20 protein-coding genes and 1 pseudogene are annotated in these 20,415 nt (G+C 62.0%); 11 read left to right on the top strand and 10 right to left on the bottom strand.

Features of this window, described 5'->3' with window-relative positions; all coding sequences use genetic code 11:
• Nucleotides 1-34 precede the first annotated feature (34 nt).
• The 10 genes and pseudogenes from RX330_RS08470 to RX330_RS08425 all read left to right on the top strand — a co-directional run bounded on the left by RX330_RS08470 (nt 35) and on the right by RX330_RS08425 (nt 9,725).
• Nucleotides 35-1,473 (top strand): annotated as a pseudogene (locus RX330_RS08470) (basic amino acid/polyamine antiporter).
• Between the two features lie 30 nt (nt 1,474-1,503).
• On the top strand, nt 1,504-1,740 hold the full coding sequence (locus tag RX330_RS08465) for a hypothetical protein (RefSeq protein WP_212091945.1): 237 nt from the start codon (nt 1,504-1,506) through the stop codon (nt 1,738-1,740).
• 41 nt (nt 1,741-1,781) lie between these two features.
• The gene (locus RX330_RS08460; RefSeq protein WP_212091943.1) at nt 1,782-2,903 is read left to right on the top strand and encodes an AI-2E family transporter; all 1,122 of its coding nucleotides are present in this window, start codon (nt 1,782-1,784) and stop codon (nt 2,901-2,903) included.
• Between the two features lie 11 nt (nt 2,904-2,914).
• A complete protein-coding gene (locus tag RX330_RS08455) occupies nt 2,915-3,508 on the top strand; it encodes a hypothetical protein (protein ID WP_317242705.1) in 594 nt (197 codons plus the stop codon).
• A complete protein-coding gene (locus tag RX330_RS08450; protein WP_317242704.1) occupies nt 3,509-3,994 on the top strand; it encodes a DUF992 domain-containing protein in 486 nt (161 codons plus the stop codon).
• Between the two features lie 139 nt (nt 3,995-4,133).
• Entirely contained in the window at nt 4,134-4,691 is a 558-nt protein-coding gene (locus RX330_RS08445; RefSeq protein ID WP_317242703.1) for an HdeD family acid-resistance protein, read from the top strand.
• A gap of 14 nt (nt 4,692-4,705) precedes the next feature.
• The gene (locus RX330_RS08440; RefSeq protein ID WP_317242702.1) at nt 4,706-4,984 is read left to right on the top strand and encodes a hypothetical protein; all 279 of its coding nucleotides are present in this window, start codon (nt 4,706-4,708) and stop codon (nt 4,982-4,984) included.
• A gap of 82 nt (nt 4,985-5,066) precedes the next feature.
• A complete protein-coding gene (locus tag RX330_RS08435; protein ID WP_317242701.1) occupies nt 5,067-5,309 on the top strand; it encodes a hypothetical protein in 243 nt (80 codons plus the stop codon).
• A gap of 55 nt (nt 5,310-5,364) precedes the next feature.
• Nucleotides 5,365-6,606 carry an efflux RND transporter periplasmic adaptor subunit gene (locus RX330_RS08430; protein WP_317242700.1) on the top strand — a complete coding sequence of 414 codons (1,242 nt, stop codon included), beginning with the start codon at nt 5,365-5,367 and terminating at the stop codon, nt 6,604-6,606.
• Nucleotides 6,603-9,725, top strand: coding sequence for an efflux RND transporter permease subunit (locus RX330_RS08425; RefSeq protein WP_317242699.1), 3,123 nt, complete (start codon nt 6,603-6,605; stop codon nt 9,723-9,725). Before RX330_RS08430 ends, RX330_RS08425 begins: the two co-directional genes overlap by 4 nt.
• 38 nt (nt 9,726-9,763) lie before the next feature.
• Here the strand turns inward: RX330_RS08425 and RX330_RS08420 are convergent, their stop codons facing one another.
• The 10 genes from RX330_RS08420 to RX330_RS08375 form a co-directional block, all read right to left on the bottom strand.
• Nucleotides 9,764-10,153 carry an acyl-CoA dehydrogenase family protein gene (locus RX330_RS08420; RefSeq protein WP_317242698.1) on the bottom strand — a complete coding sequence of 130 codons (390 nt, stop codon included), beginning with the start codon at nt 10,151-10,153 and terminating at the stop codon, nt 9,764-9,766.
• Between the two features lie 251 nt (nt 10,154-10,404).
• Nucleotides 10,405-11,052 (bottom strand): glutathione S-transferase family protein, encoded by a 648-nt coding sequence (locus RX330_RS08415; RefSeq protein WP_317242697.1) that lies wholly within the window; start codon nt 11,050-11,052, stop codon nt 10,405-10,407.
• Entirely contained in the window at nt 11,052-11,795 is a 744-nt protein-coding gene (locus RX330_RS08410; RefSeq protein WP_317242696.1) for an SDR family NAD(P)-dependent oxidoreductase, read from the bottom strand. The genes RX330_RS08415 and RX330_RS08410 overlap by 1 nt, the downstream gene beginning before the upstream one ends.
• A 23-nt stretch (nt 11,796-11,818) precedes the next feature.
• Complete coding sequence (locus RX330_RS08405) at nt 11,819-13,021, bottom strand: CaiB/BaiF CoA transferase family protein (RefSeq protein ID WP_317242695.1); 1,203 nt, start codon at nt 13,019-13,021, stop codon at nt 11,819-11,821.
• Nucleotides 13,022-13,053: 32 nt separating this feature from the next.
• Nucleotides 13,054-13,755, bottom strand: a complete 702-nt coding sequence (locus RX330_RS08400) for an ABC transporter ATP-binding protein (protein ID WP_317242694.1) — start codon at nt 13,753-13,755, stop codon at nt 13,054-13,056.
• A complete protein-coding gene (locus tag RX330_RS08395; protein ID WP_317242693.1) occupies nt 13,748-14,494 on the bottom strand; it encodes an ABC transporter ATP-binding protein in 747 nt (248 codons plus the stop codon). The genes RX330_RS08400 and RX330_RS08395 overlap by 8 nt, the downstream gene beginning before the upstream one ends.
• Nucleotides 14,491-15,495: a branched-chain amino acid ABC transporter permease gene (locus tag RX330_RS08390; RefSeq protein ID WP_317242692.1), complete on the bottom strand. Its 1,005-nt coding sequence runs from the start codon at nt 15,493-15,495 to the stop codon at nt 14,491-14,493. Before RX330_RS08390 ends, RX330_RS08395 begins: the two co-directional genes overlap by 4 nt.
• A complete protein-coding gene (locus RX330_RS08385) occupies nt 15,492-16,358 on the bottom strand; it encodes a branched-chain amino acid ABC transporter permease (protein WP_317242691.1) in 867 nt (288 codons plus the stop codon). Before RX330_RS08385 ends, RX330_RS08390 begins: the two co-directional genes overlap by 4 nt.
• Nucleotides 16,359-16,423: 65 nt before the next feature.
• Nucleotides 16,424-17,635 carry an ABC transporter substrate-binding protein gene (locus RX330_RS08380; protein ID WP_317242690.1) on the bottom strand — a complete coding sequence of 404 codons (1,212 nt, stop codon included), beginning with the start codon at nt 17,633-17,635 and terminating at the stop codon, nt 16,424-16,426.
• Nucleotides 17,636-17,832: 197 nt separating this feature from the next.
• Nucleotides 17,833-18,702, bottom strand: coding sequence for an AraC family transcriptional regulator (locus RX330_RS08375; RefSeq protein WP_317242689.1), 870 nt, complete (start codon nt 18,700-18,702; stop codon nt 17,833-17,835).
• 537 nt (nt 18,703-19,239) lie between these two features.
• Here RX330_RS08375 and RX330_RS08370 point away from each other — a divergent pair.
• Nucleotides 19,240-20,412, top strand: coding sequence for a hypothetical protein (locus RX330_RS08370; protein ID WP_317242688.1), 1,173 nt, complete (start codon nt 19,240-19,242; stop codon nt 20,410-20,412).
• Nucleotides 20,413-20,415: the final 3 nt, after the last annotated feature.

Genomic DNA, 20,415 nt, shown 5'->3' with positions numbered 1-20,415 from the left:
GTCCGCCGATCGCGGATTGGAAGGCCATCTTGCCATGGCTTCGTTACCGAATGAGGTCGACCAAAAACTCTCGCGCAATGCGCTCATCGCGCTCGTGGTGGGGTCGATGGTCGGCTCCGGCATTTTCGCACTCCCTGCATCATTCGGGCGGACCACGGGTGCGCTCGGCGCGATGATCGCCTGGACGATCGCAGGCTCCGGCATGCTGATGCTCGCCTTCGTGTTCCAGGCCTTGTCGTACCGAAAGCCGGACCTCGACGCCGGCATCTATGCCTACGCCAGGGCCGGCTTCGGCGAGTATATCGGCTTCGCTTCGGCCGTGGGGTACTGGATCGGATGCTGCCTTGCGGATGTCGCCTGTCTCGTCTTGATCAAGGCAACACTCGGACAGTTCTTTCCTGTCTTCGGTGACGGTACAACGGCGGTGGCGATCGCTTCGGCGTCCGTCCTGCTGTGGAGCGTGCACATTCTGCTGCTGCGCGGCATCAAAAACGCCGCCACGCTCAATACGATCGCGACCTACGCCAAGATCATCCCGATCCTGCTGTTCATCGCGGCCGCGGCCATCGCCTTCGACGGCGGGCTTTTCTCCATGAACTTCACGGGAACGGAGCAGCCTGAGCATTCAAATGTGCTCACCCAGGTTCGCGGCACGATGCTCCTGACCGTGTTCGTGTTCGTCGGGATTGAAGGCGCCAGTGTCTATTCCCGCTATGCCAGGAGCCGCACCGATGTTGGGTTTGCAACCATTGCCGGCTTTCTGACGGTGCTCAGCTTGCTCGTCCTCGTGACATTGCTGTCCTATGGCGTGCTGCTGCGGCCGGAACTGGCGGATCTGCCGACGCCATCCATGGCCGGGTCATGGAAGCGATCGTCGGCCGCTGGGGCAGCATGTTCATCAGCGTGGCACTCCTGATCTCGGTCCTCGGCAACTACCTGTCCTGGTCACTCCTGGCGGCTGAGGTGCTGCATTCCGCGGCGGTCCACCGCACCATGCCGTCCTTTCTCGCAACAGTGAACGCGTACAAGGTCCCTGCTGGAGCGCTCTGGCTCACCAACTGCGTCATCCAGACTTTCCTCCTCGTCACCTGGTTTGCGGAATATGCCTTCACGCTCGCCTTGAAGATGACGAGCGCGATGACGCTGATCCCGTATTTCTTTGTTGCGGCTTACGGTCTCAAGCTCGCCTGGACCGGCGAGGCCTACGGCGCCGGCGAACGCGCCCGTGTCGTTGATTGGATCCGCTCGGCAGTCGCGACGGTCTACGCGGCCGGCATGATCTACGCAGGCGGGCCGAAGTTTCTCCTGCTGTCCTCGATCCTCTATGCGCCCGGCACGCTGCTGTTTCTTCTCGCCCGGCGCGAGCGCAAGGAAGCGGCATTCAGGCCATTCGAGGCAGTCCTCTTTGCGGTGATCACGGTCGCCGCATGTGTCGGCGTCTACGCACTGTCCACCGGAGCCATCTCGATTTGAGTCCTGGTCCTTGGCTGCATGGAGGCGAATATGAGCATTCGAACCATCTGGGGCGCCCTGATCCTGGGCGGGTTGGTGGCGATTTCCGTAACTCCAACCCCGTTGCTGGCCCAGTCGACTGACAAGGGAGTGCTGGCGCCGAAGGACACCGGCGCGTCGGCGAAGAACGTGGCGCCCAATGTCAATACGAACCCGACCAAGCACCGCTACTGGCGCCATCGCGGCGGCAAGCATCCGCATTTCGGCAGCCGGCGCGTCCGCACCTAGGTGCCGCGAACGATCATCCACCCTCGCGATTGGACCGATCCATGAGCGATTCCAGAACAGGGCCGGAGCGGCTTCGCGAACTCGTTCCGCACGAGGAGTCCAGCGGCCTGCCGGAGCAAGCCGGGCGCGGCGTTCTCGCGACCGCGCTCAGCCTGCTCGCTGCCTGCGTCCTCCTGTTCCTGGCGTGGCAGACAGTGTCCAGTCTCCTGCTCATCTTTGCAGGCGTGTTGTTCGGCGCATTTCTGGATGCCTGCGCAAGGGCGCTGGCCCCGATCCTTCCGCTCGCTCGCGTCTGGCGGCTGACGATCGTCCTGCTGCTGTTCTCCGCCCTGTCGGGATTTGGATTGGTATGGGGCGCTGGCAAGCTACCGGAGCAGACCCGCCTGCTGCTGAAGGTCATGGACAGCCAGATCGACGTCCTGCAGGAGCATCTCCTGTCCTACGGAGTCGACCTGCTCGGCCCGGAATGGGGCCGCGACTTTGCGCAATGGCTGTTCTCGGACCAGGGGCGTTTTCTCAGCCACGCCCAGTTCGTGCTCGGCGGAGCATCGAGTCTTCTGACCGGCGCGCTGGTCATCGTATTCCTCGGAATCCTCTTCGCCTTCGATCCGACCAGCCATCGCGAGAGCCTGGTCATGTTGGTGAAGCGACCCTACCGCGCGCGAACAAGAGCGGTCATGGACGAGATGGGCAGCGTAATGCGGTTGTGGCTGATCGGACAGTTCATTCGAATCATTCTCATGACGCTGTGCGTCTGGGTCGCACTCTATCTGGTCGGGCTGCCCGGACCTCTGGTGCTCGGACTGCAGGCAGGCTTGTCGAACTTCATTCCGTACCTCGGACCGATCGTGGCGGCGCTTCCGATCGCGCTCGTCGCAATGCCACTCGGCGGCTCGCTTCTGATCTGGGCCGTGCTCATCTACACGATCATCCAGTCGATCGAAGGCTACGTGATCGGCCCGCTGATCCACCGTCAGGCGGTCGAGATCCCACCTGCCTGGACGCTCGTCGCGATCGTGATGCTTGGCGCACTGTTCGGCGTCCTGGGCATCGCGATGGCCATGCCCCTGGTGGCAATCGGCCGTGTCGCAATCATCCGGTTCTACGTCGAGGACTATCTCGGCGACGACCCCAAGCCGACGTTCGGCAGCAACCGATCGTGAGTGGGTGGACCATGAGCGAGACCGATCTACAACGGAACGAGGGCGCGGAGCCTGCCGCGCCTCAATTCAACATGGCCCGTTTCTTGTGGCAGCAACTCCCTTATGTGGTGGCGCTGGTGCTCGCCGTCGCAGGCGTCGCCTATACCAACGTCTCCCACCAGCCTCTCGTCGGCTACTGGGAGTTCCTGGCGCTCGCCATCGGCGTGGTCTGCGTCGTCACGAAATGGCCGGAGACACAAGGCAAGGACGCCCAGCTCCGATTGATCTGGACCCAGGCGCTGCACTGGATTGCCGTACTGGTCACGATGAACATCATGCTGATGTCGGGGGTTCAGCAACTGCTCCCGACACCTGCGACCGGCTTGGTCCTGCTGACGTTGCTCGCGCTCGGCACTTTCCTCGCGGGCGTCAGCCTTCTGTCGCTACAGATTTCATTTCTGGGCCTTGCGATGGGCGTGACCGTTCCGGCGATATCCTGGCTGAAGCAATCCGTCTTCTTTTTCCTGCTTGGCGCGGTGCTGTTGATCGGCCTCGGCATCACGTTCTGGCTTCGCCAGGATCGACGGCCCGCGGCCGCGCCCATGAACGACCAGATGGAGGCTTGAATGCCAATGATACGGTTCCTTTGCCTTGCCGCATGCGCGTTGCTTTGCACCGCCGCCTCGCCCGCCCGCGCCGACGCATTCCGGGTCGGCAGACTGCTATGCCTCAGCTCACCGCGCGTGGGCTTGGTCCTCGGATCGGTGCAATCGCTGCGCTGTACTTTCTTCTATGCCCGCAGACCGCCTCGACAATACATCTACGAGGGACGCATAAGGCGCGTCGGTCTCGACCTGGGAGCGACCTCCGCGGGTAGTCTCTCCTGGGCGGTCTTCGCCAAGAATTCGCGGATCGGTCCCGGCACGTTGCGCGGAAACTATGTGGGCGCGAGCGCCAATGTCGCATTCGGCCCCGGCCTCGGGGCCAATGTCCTGATTGGCGGCTCGCGCCGGAGCGTGATGTTGCAGCCGCTTTCGATCGAGCGATCCATTGGAATCAACCTGGCGGCGGGCGTGACCAACCTCTCTCTCGGTCCGCGCCGCAGGCGCTAGCTCGTTCAGGGCGATCCCTCCCGAGACTCCATGCGAACATTCCCGCCCGGTCGCTCAGGGTTTCGTCGGATGTCGACGCTCCGGCTCCAAAGCTACCGTCGCGTCGGGGTGGCGATCCCTAGTAGATCAGGAGCGTGGCATGACAGTCTATGACAGCCGGTCCGGCATCGCAGCTCTGGGCCCTCCACCCCTGTGGGTTTGCGCTCTCCTTGGCGTCGTCATGATCGCCGCCGGTATCGCAGCCCTCAGCGACGTGGCGTTCGCGACCATCATCAGCGTGAAGTTGATCGGATTGACCGCGATCGCGGCCGGCGCATTCGAGATCGTCCACGCCTTCTGGACCAAAGGATGGGGCGGCTTCCTGTGGCAGATCCTGCTCGGCGCCCTCTACGTCGCCTTCGGGCTCGTGCTGCTGACTGAACCCGCCTCCGGCGCCCTGATCCTCACGTATTTTCTAGGCGCGGTCCTGATCGCCTCAGGTGTCATTCGATGCGTGCTGAGCTTTGCCCATTGGCGCGAAAGCGGATGGATGATGCTGATCTCCGGCATCTTCGGGTTGGTCGCCGGCGCGCTGATCCTGTTCAGCTTCGTCACCATGAGCCCGTGGATCCTCGGATTCCTGCTTGGCGTCGACCTGATCTCGCACGGCCTCGCCTGGCTGCTTTACGCGCTTCAGTCCGTGCGACGGACTGCGTAACACAGGGAGAGAAGATGATGGATACGCCCAACCGCCGCGCTTTCCTTGGCCTTGCCCGAAATGCCGCAGCTGTCGCGGCGATCGGCGCCATCGGCGTCCGCTTCATTGCGGTTGCGGAAGCGATGCCGATCGCACCCGATCTCGGCCAGACCGACCGGCGGCCGGATCTCCTGACGCAGGCACAATGGGGACCGCCGCCTCGTCCTGGCTGGCGCCGCCGGCGACCGCGCAGCCGCCGCTGGGTTTGCTGGTGGCATCGCGGGCGTCGGCGCTGCGGATGGCGGTGGCTCTAGGCCCACGCCCTTGCGCAACCGCAAGGCGGCCGACGGGTCATGAAGGCGCCGGGTAGCACCGAGCCGGACGACGGAGGAGATCGTGCGCCACACCAACCTATGGCTTCTCGGAGCCATTCTCGCGGCGCTTCTCGTTCTGGCGACCTGGTACACCCTGGCGGTATGGCAGGAAGCGCCATCAATGCCGTTTTACCGCAACGCCATCCTGGTAGGCGCTGCAATCCTGATGCTGGTGTCCGGCGGCGGCTTGATCGCACTGATGTTCTATAGCCGGCGCAGGGGTTACGACGAGCCCGTGCGCGGCGATCGAGCACCGCGGGAGTAAGGAGGCGCCGGTGAAGCACCGGCCCGGTCCCAAGCCCGGTTGCAAGGAGCGGACAATGAACCTTGCTGGCGTCTCGATCAGGCTGCTGGTGGCAATTCTCCCGACGATCATCGCCGGCGGGCCGGGCCGGACCCAGCCCGCCGCGCCGGGGCCACCCGCGGTCGGCGTGGTGGAGGCAATAAGGCGACCCATCACCGAGAGCAGTGAATTTCTCGGGCGGATCGAGGCGATCAACCGGGTCGATGTTGTTGCGCGCGTCACCGCATTTCTGGAACGGCGCCTGTTCGAGGAAGGCGCCGAGGTCAGCAAAGGCGATGAGCTCTACCGGCTCGAACGTGGCCCATTCGAAGCGGATCTGGCGTCGAAACAGGCGCAGGTGGCGCAGCTTCAGGCGACACTCGAGAATGCCAAGCAGACGACGGAACGTGCGCGGACTCTGCTCGGAGGCCCTGCCGGGCAACAATCCACCTACGACGCCGCCATCGCGAACCAGCTCAGCCTCGAAGCCCAGGTCCAGGCCGCGCAAGCCCAGGCTCAGGCCTCCCGGATCAATCTCGACTACACCAAGATCGTCGCGCCGATCGCCGGCAAGATCGGACGCACGGCTTTGACGGAAGGCAACGTCGTCGGCCCAAGCTCGGGCGTGCTGACCACCATCGTCAGTCAGGACCCGATGTATGTCACCTTCCCCGTGCCATTGCGCCAAGGACTGGAACTACGGGAACGATACGGGCCGCAAGGCGGCCTGGAGGCCGTCGTCATCAGGCTGCGACTGCCCGACGGCCGCATGTACGGTCAGTCCGGCAAACTGAATTTCGTCGACAATACCATTGCCCAGAACACCGACACGATCACCGTGCGCGGCGAGATCGGCAATCCCATCCTGCGGGCGTCCTCGGCGCCCGGCGTCACCGTTCACGAGCTGACCGACGGCGAATTCGTGACGGTCGTGCTGGAGGGGGTCCAGCCGATCGAGGTGCTGGCGATCCCGCGCTCCGCCGTACTCTCCGATCAGCAGGGCGATTATGTTCTCGCAGTCGGCGCCGACGACAAGGCCGAGCAGCGCCGCATCCAGCTCGGGCAATCGACGCCGACCATCGCGGCAGTCATCGCCGGGCTCGCGGCCGGCGACAGGGTGATCGTCGAAGGGCTGCAGCGGGTTCGCCCCGGCCAGGTCGTTTCGCCGGGGCCGGCAAGCCCAATGATCCTGTCGATCATGAAGGCCGCGGATGGTGCGGCCCCGCAAGCAGCTCCGGGCACCTCCGGCAAGGCCGGACGGGCGGGCGACAGGCCATGATGTCCGCGGTCTTCATCGATCGTCCCCGGCTGGCGATGGTGATCGCCTTCATCATCACCATCGCCGGCGCGCTCGCTCTGACGCAGATTCCGGTGGCGCAATTTCCCGACATCGTGCCGCCACAGGTCACCGTCTCGGGCACCTTCCCGGGCGCATCCGCCGAAGTCGTCGAGAACAGCGTCGCCCAGCCCCTGGAGGCACAGATCATCGGCGTCGACCGCGCGCTCTACATGAAATCGACCAGCGCCAGCGACGGGAGCTACACGCTGACGGTTTCGTTCGCGCTCGGCACGAACCCCGACATCAACACCGTCAATGTCAACAACCGCGTGCAAAGCGCGCTGTCGCAGTTGCCGACCGAAGTGCAGCAACAGGGCGTGACGGTCCGCAAGCGGTCCTCGTCGATCCTGCAATTCCTCGTGCTCTACAGCGCCAATGGCGAGCAGGATCCGCTGTTCATCACGAACTACGCCATCATCAACGTGCTCGACGCGATCGCGAGCACCCCGGGCGTCGGCCAGGCCAATCTGTTCGCCAAGATGAACTACTCGATGCGGATCTGGTTCGACACGCAACGGCTCACCAGCCTCAATCTCACGCCGTCGGACGTCATTGCCGCAATTCGCACGCAAAGCGTCCAGGCGCCGGTCGGCCGCATCGGCGCGCGCCCGATCAGTGAGGACCAGCAATTCCAGTTCAACGTGCAGACCCTGGGCCGGCTCGCCACCGTCGACCAGTTCGCCAATATCGTGCTTCGCGCCAACCCGGACGGCTCGTCCCTGCTGGTGAAGGACGTTGCCCGTGTCGAGATGGGCGCGCAAAACCTCGACAGCGAAGCGCGGATCGACGGACGCGCAGCCGTACCGGTCGCGATCTATCTGGCGCCGGGCGCCAACGCGGTGACCACCGCGCAAGCCGTGGCGGCGACGATGCAGCGGCTGTCGCAGCACTTCCCCGCCGGGCTGAGCTACCTCGTGCAATACGATTCCACGAGCTTCGTGCGCGACACCATCGCGGAGGTGTTGCAGACGCTGGGCGAGGCCTTCGTGCTGGTCGTGATCGTGGTGTACCTCTTCCTCGGCAATCTCCGAGCCACGGTCATCCCGGCAATCGCGGTTCCGGTGAGCCTGATCGGCACATTCGCCGTCCTGCTGGTGCTGGGTTATTCCGCCAATACGGTATCCCTGCTGGCGATGGTGCTCGCGATCGGCATCGTCGTGGACGATGCCATCGTCGTCGTCGAGAACGTCGAACGGGTCATGCAGGAGGAGCCTGACCTTTCTCCGACCGAGGCCAGCAAGAAGGCCATGACCCAGATCACCGCACCGATCGTGGCGATCACCCTGGTGCTGCTGTCGGTCTTCGTACCTATTGCATTCATTCCAGGCGTTTCCGGAACTCTGTTTCGCCAGTTCGCGGTGACGATCAGCGCCGCGATGGTGATCTCAGCGTTGAACGCGCTGACACTGTCGCCCGCTCTGTGCGCGCTGTTCCTGCGCCACGCCGGACCCAGGCGCGGCATTATGGGCCGCGTCCTCGGCTCGATCGACTGGATTCGCGACCGCTACAGCAGCGGCGTCCGTCGCCTCGTGCGCATGGCCAGCCTCTCCGCTCTGCTCGTCGCGCTCCTTGCCGCCGGCATCTTCGGCATGTCGCTGATCACGCCGACGGGTTTCCTGCCCGAGGAAGATCAGGGCGCCTTCTTCACCTCGGTGCAATTGCCGGACGGCGCGTCGGTGGCGCGAACCAGCGAAGTCACCCGAGAGATCGAAGACATCCTGAAGCAGATGCCAGCTGTCGACCACGTTCTTGCCATCGTCGGCTTTTCCCTGCTCGACGGCGCCTCCGAATCGAACAGCGCGCTGGTCGTGACGCGCCTGAAGCCATTTGCCGACCGCAAGGCAGCAACGGATTCCGCGCAAGCACTGATCCGGCAGACCTTCGCGGCCGGCGCGCAGATCCGACAGGCCAATGTGCTGCCGTTCAACCTGCCACCGATCATCGGTCTCTCCACCGGCGGCGGGTTCGAATACCAGCTCCAGGCACTGGAAGGACAGAGCCCGGCCGAGATCTCGAGCGTCACAAACGCGCTGATCGGCGCCGCCAATGCCGATCCACGTCTGGCGCGCGTCTTTTCCACCTTCACAGCGACCAATCCGTCGATCCATCTCGACATCGACCGCGGCAAGGCGCAGGCGCTCGGAGTGACGATCAGCGATATCTTCACCGCCCTGCAGGCGACGCTCGGCGGCATCTACGTCAACAACTTCAACCGGTTTGGCCGCACCTGGCAGGTTAACGTCCAGGGCGAAGCGTTCGACCGCAGCGATATCTCTGACATATGGCGCATCTATCTGCGCAACGCCGCCGGACAGATGGTGCCGATCAGATCGCTGGCTGGGGTCAGGATCGTGACCGGGCCCCAGGTGATCACCCGCTACAACAATTACCGCTCGGTCACAGTGAACGGCAGCCCGGCCCCCGGCGTCTCCTCGGGCACCGCGATGGCCGCGATGGCCGATGTCTCAAATGCCGTGCTGCCCGTGGGTTACAGTTTCGCATGGACCGGCACCGCGTACCAGGAGCAACAGGCGGCCGGCCAGACCGGGATCGTGCTGATGCTTGCCGTGCTGTTCGCCTATTTGTTCCTGGTGGCGCTCTATGAGAGCACGGTGATCCCGATCCCGGTGCTTCTGTCCGTCGTCGTCGGCGTGCTCGGCTCCTATGTCGGCATCAAGCTCGCAGGCCTCAATCTCGACCTCTACGGCCAGGTCGGGCTGGTGGTGCTGATCGCGCTCGCCGCCAAAAACGGGATTCTGATCGTCGAATTCGCCAAGGAGCAACGCGAAGCGGGCGTGGCGCTAGAGGACGCCGCGGTCCAGGGCGCCCATATGCGCTTCCGCGCGGTCATGATGACCTCCGTGGCCTTCATCCTTGGTCTGCTGCCGCTCGTGATCGCGACCGGCGCTGCGGAGCTCAGCCGCAGGGCTGTCGGTACAGCCGTGTTTGCGGGGATGCTCGCCGCGAGCTCGATCGGAATCTTCCTGGTGCCGATGCTCTACGTGACGTTCCAGCGTCTGCGGGAACTCGTGAAGAGCAAGCCATTGCCCGCCCATTGAATCGACCGGGCGCACTTGGTCGACCACATTGAATTGAGTCACTCGCTCACGCCGTCCCGCAGCACCAGCCGCGCGATGTTGAGCTGATGAATCTGTTTGGTGCCCTCGTAGAGCCGGAACAGGCGGACGTCCCTGTACCAGCGCTCGATCGACGAAAGGTCCGCGATATAGCCGGCGCCGCCGAACGTCCGCACGCAACGGTCGGCCACGCGGCCGCACATCTCCGTCGCGAAATACTTGCACATCGACGCTTCGATCGCGACGTCTTCGCCGCGGTCGCGCTTGCACGCCGTCTCGAGAATCATCGATTGCGCCGCAAAGATCTCGGTGCGGCAGTCGGCGATCATCGCCTGGACGAGCTGATAGTTCGCAACCGGCTCGCCGAACTGGACGCGGCTCGTGGCATGACGGACGGCCATGTCGAGCATCCTCTCGCTCGCGTCGTGCGAACATGGGCCATCGCCTGCCACGCAGAAAAGCTGCGGGGGGTGCAGGCGAAGCGATGTCGCGAGTGCTTAGCCGGCGAGGCAGAGCGCAAGTACTTAATCCAGGTGAAGACGCCTCACATTGCCAATCATTGCGTGCATGGCGCGCCGTAGCGGCGCAGGAGATCGCTCGTGATGACCTCGTTAGCTGCCAAAACGGTCCGGGAGGTGGTCATCTCCCCTCTGCTCTCGTCCTAGATCTGAGCGAGATTTGCCCTTTCCCCGCTCCGGTATCCCTCGCGCGAGGTAACGCGCTCAAGATACGGAACGGCACTGTCGCAGATCCCGACGCCGTATTCGATCGCCCATGTCAGACAGGTCGTTAGCAATATATCGGCCGTGGTGAACTGGTTTCCCATGAGGTATTGACGGCCGTCGGACAGCGCAACGTCGACATGGCGGAGTTGCCCGCGAAAGTACTCGGCAGCCTGGGAAACGACCTGAGGAGCTTCGCCGTAGATGTGGGCCAGCCCCTTGTTGGTGCCATGCCGCCTCATGACATACAGGCTCGTTGAATCCAGTTCGGTTACGATAAAGAAGCACCACTCCAGCCACTTCGCGTAAAGCTTCGGGCAGCTCGGAACGAGGCCGCCATCGGACGTCCGGTGCTTGCTGGCCAGATACGCTACGATCGCAGCACTTTCTCCGATGGTCAGGTCACCGTCCTGCAGAAGCGGAATCTTCTGGCGCGGATTCAGCGCCGTATATTCCGCCGTCTTGGTCTCTCCCGATCGCGGCAGGATCGGCCGCGACTGGTACGGAAGATCGAGTTCATGAAGCGCCCAATGCGCGCGAATGGTGCGTGAGGTGCCGACACCCCACAGGATGAGACCATCTGTCATCACCATGTCTCCACCGACGGGCGCAAATCGAGTTCGTGAGTCCAGCCGTCTCTGGATTGCTGGTGAGCAAACCAGTACGCTTCGGCAATGGAAGCCGTTTTGGTAAGGCTATCGGGTGGAATTTCGCTAGCGCTGACTCCGGTCGCCGCCTTCATGCGCTGATGAATGGCTTCGCTGTCAACGCCCGCGTCGATCAAGAGATGGACGACGTGAACGTTCTTCGGTCCAAGCTCACGGGCCATCGCTTGGGCGACCGCCCGCAAGCCGAACTTTGCCGCCGAAAATGCTACAAAGCCCTTTCCTCCTCGAACGCTTGCGGTCGCGCCGGTGAACAGCATCGTACCCCGTCCACGTGTGGACATGTGCTTCGCCGCCTCACGGCCCACTAGAAAACCCGCATAGCAAGCAAGTTCCCAGGCCTTGAAGAACAGCTTCTCAGTCGTCTCTAGCAATGGCTTGTTCACGTTCGATCCGGCGTTGAAGAGACACACTTCGATCGGACCGACATCTCTCTCGACATCCGTGAACAGTTTCTGAATTTCCTCTTCCTTGCGCGCATCGACGCTGTAAGCACGCACCTCATGTCCAGCTGCGCTGAGTTCGTCAACCAGTGCCTGAGATTTGGCGGCCTCTCGCCGTGCGATGCAGACCTTGTACCCGCCTTGCGCAAAACGGCGCGCCACGGCTGCGCCTATGGCGTCCCCCGCACCGACCAGAAGGGCTACACCGTTTGACTTCGTCATTGCTGTCTCCACAACATCAGTTTCTACTTGGACGCCGCGCGGACGGACTTGTTCGCGATCATCGCATCGATTGCGCTGTCACTGTAGCCGAGCTCGCGCAGTACCACGCGCGAGTGTTCACCTACCCGTGGCGCCGGACCACCGATGGCGGCCTTGTTGACCTCGAAGATGGCCGCAGGCTTGGGCTGCCGCACCCGCCCCACCGTCGGCTGGTCGAACTCTTCGATCAGCCTGCGCGCTACGACCTGCTCGTTCTGGACGATCTCTCCGCGACGCAAGATCGGCGCGCACGGCACATCGGCGGCATCCAACCGCTGCAGCCACTCAGCGGTGGTTCGCTCAGCGATGTACTCCTGCATCTTGTTGATGCGCGCGGTGGCGTTTACGAAGCGCGCCCCCGGGGTCGCAAACCGCTCGTCCTCGGCCAGCTTTGGATCGCCCGACGCCTTGCAGAAGCCCTGCCATTCGGAGTCCGAAATCGTGCCGCAGGTGATATAGCCGTCGAGCGTCTTGAATACGAGGTCCGGCCGATCGTTGGGATCCGTGGTCGTGGCCTCGGCGCCGACCACCGTATATTGCATCATGCCTTCCGGCCACAGATACGAGATCATGGCATCCAGCATTGCCACCTGGATGTGGTCGCCCTGCCCGGTCTTCTCCCGTGCATAAAGCGCCGAGGACACCGCCTGCGCCGTGAACACCGACGTTGTCTTGTCGCAAACGATGGTGCGGATCATCTGCGGGCGATTGGTCACCGGCTGCGACTGAATGTCGGCAAAACCGGACAGCGCCTGCACGATCGGATCATAGACGCGCTTCTTCACATACGGCCCGCTGTCGCCGACCCCGCTGATCGAGACATAAATCAGCCGCGGGTACTTCTTGCGCAGCTCCTCCTGGCCGAGTCCGAGGCGCTCCATTGTGCCGGGACGGAAGTTCTGCACCAGCACGTCGCTCTGCGCCGCCAGCTTGGCCAGCACCTCGCGGCCCGTCTCGCTCTTGATATCGATCGAAAGGGAGCGCTTGCCGCGATTGCACGAAACGAACAGCGCCGAGAACTCGCCGGCCGCGTCGATCAGCGTCCGGCTCCGGCGCGTGCCGTCGCCGCTCGTCGGCTCGATCTTGAGCACATCCGCTCCCTGATCCGCCAGAAACATGGTCGCGTATGGACCCGACACCACCGCTGTCAGATCCAGGACGCGCACTCCGCTCAAAGGTCCTGGCATTTCCTCACTTCCTCCGTTGGTCCGTCGTCTTGTCACACGCTCAAATACATGCGCCTGATATCGTCGTTCTCGATCAGGGATTTCGTGTCGCCGGCGAATTGAACCCGCCCCTGACTGAGCACGTAGACATAGTCAGCCAGTTGGGTCGCAAGGTGATAGTTCTGCTCCACCAGCAGAAGCGGGGTCCCGGACGCCTTGATGTCCATGAGCACGGCTTCGAGCTTCTCTATGATCACCGGCGCCAGGCCTTCGCTGGGCTCATCGAGAATCATGAGGTCTGGACCTGCCACCAGCGCCCGCCCGATAGCCAGCATCTGCTGCTCACCGCCAGACAATTGTCCGCCGAGACTCTTGCGCCGTTCGGCAAGGCGGGGAAATATCTCGAACACATACTCGATGGGCTTACGTCGGGGCCGGCGTTTCGACGCACCATAGGCAATGGCAAGATGCTCTTCGACAGTTACGGTGGGGAAGATGCCGCGATCCTCCGGCACGAAGGCAATGCCGGATTTCACGATCCGATGCGTCGGCAGCCGTGTGATGTCAATCTCATTGAAGACAACGCGGCCACGCCGCGCGGGCGTCAGCCCCAATATTGAGCGCAGCGTCGTCGTCTTGCCAGCACCGTTGCGGCCGAGCACCGCCACGCACTGCGCGGTGGTTACGGAGAGATCAACGCCTTGCAGGACGTGGCTTTCGCCATAATAGGTGTGAAGGTGCTCGACCTTAAGCATGGCGCTGCCCCAGATAAGCCTGGATCACCTGAGGATTGGACTGGATCTGATCCCTCGTCCCCGTTGCGAGCACCCTGCCGTAGCTCAGCACCGTGATGATGTCGCAGATCGCAAACACGACATCCATGTCGTGCTCCACAAGCAGAATGGTCAATTCGGATGACAAGCCGTTGATCAGCTTGATCAGACTGGTACGCTCGTCAGGCGACGTGCCCGCCGCAGGCTCGTCCATCAGCAAGATCTTCGGCTCCGCACAGAGCGCGATCGCGACCTCGAGTTGACGCTTCTGTCCGTAGGAGAGTTCGTTGACCTTCCGGTGCAGCACGGTGTCCAGATGCATCTGCTCTGCCGCAAGCCGCGCTTTCCGGACGACGTCGGTAAATGACCGGCACGACTGGAATATGGAACGCCGCGAGGCATCAAATGCTTGACATGCAACACGCAGGTTCTCAAGAACAGTGACACTCTCAAGCAGCATGTTCTTTTGAAAGGAGCGTGAAAGACCGCCTCGCGTGACGAGATCGGGCCGCCCCTGCTTCACCGGAACCCCCTGGATGAGAATTTCGCCGCTGGTCGGCGGCTGCCATCCCGTGATGATGTTGAACAGCGTGGTCTTGCCGGCGCCGTTGGGGCCGATCACCGCATGGCGTTGACCAGACGGCACCTTCAGATCGAGGTCACTGATGACCTGCAGCCCGCCGAAGGCCTTGCGCAGGTTTCGAATTTCGAGGGCGCTCATTGCCGTTTTCCGATCAGCGCGCTGATGGAGCCGAGAACGCCACCGCGGAAGAACGCGACCACAAGCATGAAGAAGATACCGAAGAACAAATTGTATTCTTCCGTAATCATGCTCAGCGCCTGCTTGACCACGACGAAGACCGCGGCTCCCACAAATGGCCCTAGAATTACATTGGCGCCGCCGATGATGACCATCAGAACTCCCTCACCGCTCATCTGCCAGCTCATCGCATCGGGATTGACGAAATAGGTGTACTGTGACTGAAGAATACCTGCGACCGCACAGATCACGGCAGCCAGCGCGAACGATCCGACCTTGTAGTTGGCGACCGCATATCCCATCGACATCATGCGACGCTCGTTTTCACGAATGCCGACGAGGACGCTGCCAAAGGGCGAAGTTACGATCCGCCACAGCATCAGCAGGGAGAGAACCGCGACAACGAGTACGTAATAATAGAAGACGGTGGGGTTGTCCGCGCTCATGCCGAGCAGCGACAGATCGGGGCGCGGAATTCCCGTCATTCCATCCGACCCGTTGGTCCAGCGCAACTTGATCGCGGCGCCATAGAACATCTGCGAGAACGCCAGTGTGATCAGGAGGAATTCAACGCCACGCGTCCGGGTGCAAATCGCGCCGATTGGCGCCGCGATTGCGGCCACGACTACTAACGTGACCGGGGCTGAGATCCACAGCGGCCAGCCCAACAGAGCCGTTCCGATCGCGATGCCGTATCCCCCGAACCCGAGAAACATCGCCTGTCCTAGAGATACGAGACCGGTGTATCCGGTCAGAAGATTGATGCCAGATGCAAATATTCCCGCGATCATGACTTCGACTGCCAGGGTCATGACGTAGCCAGACACGAACGATGGCAGCGCGCATAAGCCGAAGCCAATAGTGACGAACAAGGCGGCGTACGCACGACGTGAAGCGGGAAGCGGCAGAGGCTTCATTGCGCCGGCTCTCCGCTCGCTCGTGAGCGTGACATCTGCGCTCATGCAACCCTCCCGACCGCGCCGAAAAGGCCCTGCGGGCGAAAGATCATCACAGCTATCAGAAGGATGTAGATTGCAAACAGCTCGGCTTCCGGAAGATAGGCCTGAGCAAATGTATCCGTCATGCCGACGATAAGCGAGGCGTAGAACGACCCCTTGAGATTGCCGAGGCCGCCCACCACCACGACCACAAAGGTCGTGACGACAATTCCGATGCCCATGCTGGAGTAGATGCTCATAACCGGCGCCGAGACGACGCCGGCAAATCCGGCTAGCGCGGAACCGAACCCGAATACCAGCGCGAACAAGACATTGATGTTGATGCCGAGCGCCGTGACCATCTCGCGGTTGTCGACCCCGGCCCGCAGCGTGGCCCCGACCAGGGTGCGATCGATCACCAGGATGAGCCCGACGGCGATGACGATGCCAATTGCGATGATGAATAGCCGATAGATCGGATATTCAATTCCCAGCAAGGCGACACGGCCCATCAGGACATCAGGCGTGACAATGCTGTGAAACGCCGATCCAAAGATATACTCGACTGCGCCGGCGGTGGCGAACAGCAGGCCAAACGTCAGCAACGCAAGATCGAGATGCGTCGAGCGGCCGCGCTGCGCCAGGGGCTGCAGCACGAAGAACTGCAGGATGAAACCGGCCGCGAACGGGAGCAGCGGACCAACGAGCAGCGCGAGCCAGAACGAACCCGTGTTGTTGGCGACGACCAACCCGAAATAGGCCCCCATCGTAAAGAAGGCGCCGTGAGCCAGATTGAGAATGTTCATCAGCCCGAAGATCAATGTAAGGCCGACGGCGAGAAGGAACACCAACATGCTCAACTGCACGCCGTTGAGAAGTTGAATCATGAAAGGCTGCATGCTTCACCCAAATTCGAGAGACGCGGGCCCGCCGGGGCGAAGCCCGCCTCGGATCAGAACGATTTCGTGCAACCCGGCAGATCGCCAGCGCCAGGAAACTGGTCCAGCGGCTTACGCTGCATCTTGCCGTCGGGGCCCTTGACGATCTCGACCACATAGACCTTCTCAAGCAATGCGCTGTTCTGCGCGTTGAACTTGATCTTCCCGCGTGGCGAATCGAACGTCAGGTCTCGCATGGTCGAAATGAACTTCGCGCGGTCTTGCGGCATCTCGCCGCCGAGCTTTTCGAGAGTGAGCATGATGGCCTTGCCGTTGTCGTAACCAAGCGCCGCGCTCACGTCGGGATCCTGCTTGTACTTTGCGTTATAGGCCTTGACGAACTTCTGATTCACCTCGGTTTCGATGCTGGGGTAATGCGTGGCGACGTGCTGGGCATTGAGCGCCAGATCGCCGAGTGCGGGCCACAGCGCCTCGTCGTAGACCCAGTGATCGCCAATAAGCGGAATCTTGGTGCGAAGGCCGAAATCGGCGTGCTGCTTGACGACCTGGATTGCTTCCGCGCCTGCATAGAATGCGTAGATGATTTGCGCGCCGGAGTTGGCAGCCTGCGTCAATGCGGCGCTGTAATCCTTTGTCTTCTGGAACGGTGTCCAGATTTCCTCGATAACCTTTCCGCCGTTGTCTTCGAAGCCGCGCTTGAACCCCCCGATGAATGCGCGGCCCGCAGAGTAATCAGGCCCCATCGTCACGGCGGTCTTGATCCCCTTGCTTGCCCAGTACTTGCCGGAGGCATATTCAAATCCGTTGGCGCTGAAAGAGGTGCGGGCGATGTATGGGCTGCAGAACTTGCCGGTGATCTCGTCCGCGAAAGCGTTTACGAACACCATCGGCATTTTGTTCTTGTCGGCAAGCTCCGAGATGGCAATGCCGACATTCGAACCGACGACACCGGCAACCAGGTCGACCTTGTCCGACTGAACGAACTTGTTGAATCTCTGAACGCCCACGCTCGGCGTCAACTCGTCGTCCGCGCGGACAATCTCGATGGGACGACCGTTACTCTTGTTGCCGAACTCTTCCAGTGCGATTTGAAAGCCGCGATCGATGCTTTCCGCCGGAACTGCATAGACGCCCTTGTACGGCAGCATCAGACCGATCTTGATGGCGCCCTTCTCCTGCGCGTAGGTCGGCACGCCGGCCGATGCTGCGAGACCGATCGCCCCGGCGAGCCCCACAAGCACATATCCCTTGAAAGAAGTTGCCATTTCGCTCTCCCTCGTGCCGGCCCGTCCGCCCGGAACTCCCGCTTGAGGAGTCGCGGCACGGCGGTCGCGGTCTGCGTCGATTTTTATGGGAGAGTGTTAGATCGCGAGGCTGATCCTGACTTGCAGAATAGCGCCACGGCTTTCGTCAAAGCGCCATCTTGTCCCGAAGGCCGGTGGCGCACTCAAGCTGGCGTTGCCTATGACAGGCAACGCTGACGGAACCCCGAGGGAGTGATGCCGGTCGCCTTCTTGAAACTCGTCGAGAAATGCTGGGCGTCGTTGAAACCGGTCGCAAGGGCTACATCGACAATGTTGTCTTCCGTTGCCGAGAGCCGTCGCTTCGCCTCCTCGATCCGAAGCGAGAGCACGTAGTTGTACGGCGTCAAGCCGACGCTTTCCTGAAATGCGCGCAGGAAGTGCCGCTTGCTCAGCCCGGCGATTTCGGAGAGTTCCGCGAGAGATATGGGCTGAGTAAGGTTCTCACGCACATACTCCTCAACACTCCGTAGGCTTCGGCCCGATAAACCGCCGCGCAGTTTGTTGGACGGCTGATGACTTCGATCGCTGATGCGAGAAATATGAGCCAGCGCCTGGATCGACCACCCCTCCGCCATGAGGCTGAAAACATTGTCCGGCGAGGTCGCTTCGCGGCAAAGTTCGGCGAGGCCACGCGTCAGTCCATCGTGCTCAAAAGCGATCGTGCAGTTCGTGATCGCGTGCTGCAGGCGTTCGCCCACAAAAGATGGGTTTAAGAATACCACGGTGTAATCGAGGGTCGGTCCGACGTTCCACTCACCTTCGATCTCGATTGCGGCAGGAAAGATGGCCAGCTTCGACTTCCCGGAAAATCGCCGCTCAACCGGACGTCCGTCAATCGTCGCTCTTAGACGTTCGGCCCCCTTTCCGAACCAGAACAACGACAGCTCGGGCTGACGAAAATGCCAGTGCATGCGCCCGATCGTCTCCCTGCGAAGAATTTCGATCCGCATGCTCGGGGTATCGGTGATGACGGATGACACGAGATCGCCGCCAACCAACCGAACGTAGTTCTGACCGACGGTTCCCATTCCGCAAACCTCATTGAACGCGCGTTCCAATATAGAATGCACTCAAATGGGGGGAAGGGCGAGGCCCTTTCCTTGATGCGATGCAGCATAGTTCTTAATGGTTCAATTGCTGCACGGTCCCGGTAATTGTTGTTGCGACACTCCTGATCCAGAAGTTCGTTCTGCGCGACAAGGTCGGATCGGCCAAGACGATCTCGGTCTGATCAGCCTTCGGCGCAGCTTCAAGTTCGGTTGCTGGAGTGACCACCGGCCGGCCTGCCCCTGACCGGACCGTGTCGGCGCAGAGCGCAAGACGTGCTTCGGCTCGTTGTGCCCGAGGTAATTTCGACCATGTTGGCGACCACGACAGGGCCGGGGTGTCCCCCTGCTTCCAATCTCGGCCGCGTCGTCATGGCAGGCGCCCTCGAAGAGCTTGTCTGCAGCGGATATCAAGGATGCCTGTTATATTCCGCCGGAATCGGTTGCCGACGGCACCCTGTTGGGTGAATTTCATCCGGCTGACACAATATGCAATTTTGCAAATCGCGCGTTCTTACGTTGCTTGCCATCAGGCCCGATGGGCGAGCAACCGTCGCGGAGCTCGAGCAGCACCTCCGGGACAATGCCGATACTCAAGTGCCAGAAGTCGTAGACAAGCTGCTTGACGACATCGATATGATCGAAACGGGCCTCGTCATATCCGACGGCAAAGAACTACAGATCACCGACGCCGGCCGTGAGGTCGCAAATGTAATTAGGCACTATCGCGATCAACTCCCCTTTACGGCCGGAACGCCGGGCGCCGAGGCTTTAGGGCTGATCGACCGTCTTATCGGCTCGGACGTGAGATCGCGGATTTTCGACCTTGAATTCCGGGGTGCAGACACAGACTCGGCCGAACGAGCCGGCGAAGAGGGCAAAGACCAGCAGCCGCCGCCTCCCATAGAGCCGCTCACCGCAGCGCAACAGTCCTTGCCCATCGCAGCTCTAGGTTCACAAGACCCAGCGAATTCCCCCATTCCCGAGCCCATCGAGCATTCGCCCTCAGTCAGACCTGATCCCCGACCGAGCGCTCGGCGCGCGTTTTCCAACGACACCGGCCACACAGCCCCGCGAGCCCCCGCATCGCGAGTGCCTGTCGGCAAGAGCATAGGCGGCAAGCTTAGTCGCCTGGGCCTCATGTGGCGTAAGCACTTGGAGCCGGATCTGCCGAAAGAACGACCGACGGGCCGGAGCACGGGCCTCAACGGCGGACTCGTTGCGCTGGTCAGCTTGCTGGCCCTCATCATCTGCGCCGGAGCGGTCATCGCGCTGGCGCAGATCAGATCGTTGAAGACGGAAATTTCCTCGCTGCAGCGCGAGCTGTCACCTCTGAAGGAGCGGCTCGCTCGCATGGATCTGGCAGAGAAGGCCAGAGAGGCCAAGGATGCAAAGGCGCGAGAGGAAGCCGACCGACGGCCGGCAGCTGTTTCTCAGCAGGCACCTCTCAGCCTGTCCCGCGAGGAGATTCAACTCATTCGCGAATACATCAAGCCGGCGCCTGCCAGCGGCCCTTCCACGGCATTGGCAAACGTAGGAGATGCCGTCGCATGGCCGACGATTCCGTTTCCTTCGCCCGTGACGGAGAAGGTGCCCAAATTGCTTGGGGCGCGGTTCACGATTCGCAACGGCGCCATCCTCGTCGTGCGGCGCGACAGTCGCCAGGTCGACGCTGTGCTGGGTCCGAATTGATTT

Source organism: Bradyrhizobium sp. NDS-1 (assembly GCF_032918005.1).
Taxonomy (GTDB): domain Bacteria; phylum Pseudomonadota; class Alphaproteobacteria; order Rhizobiales; family Xanthobacteraceae; genus Bradyrhizobium; species Bradyrhizobium tunisiense.
The sequence above is the reverse complement of the archived record's forward strand: the minus strand, read 5'-3'. Positions and strand labels throughout refer to the sequence as shown.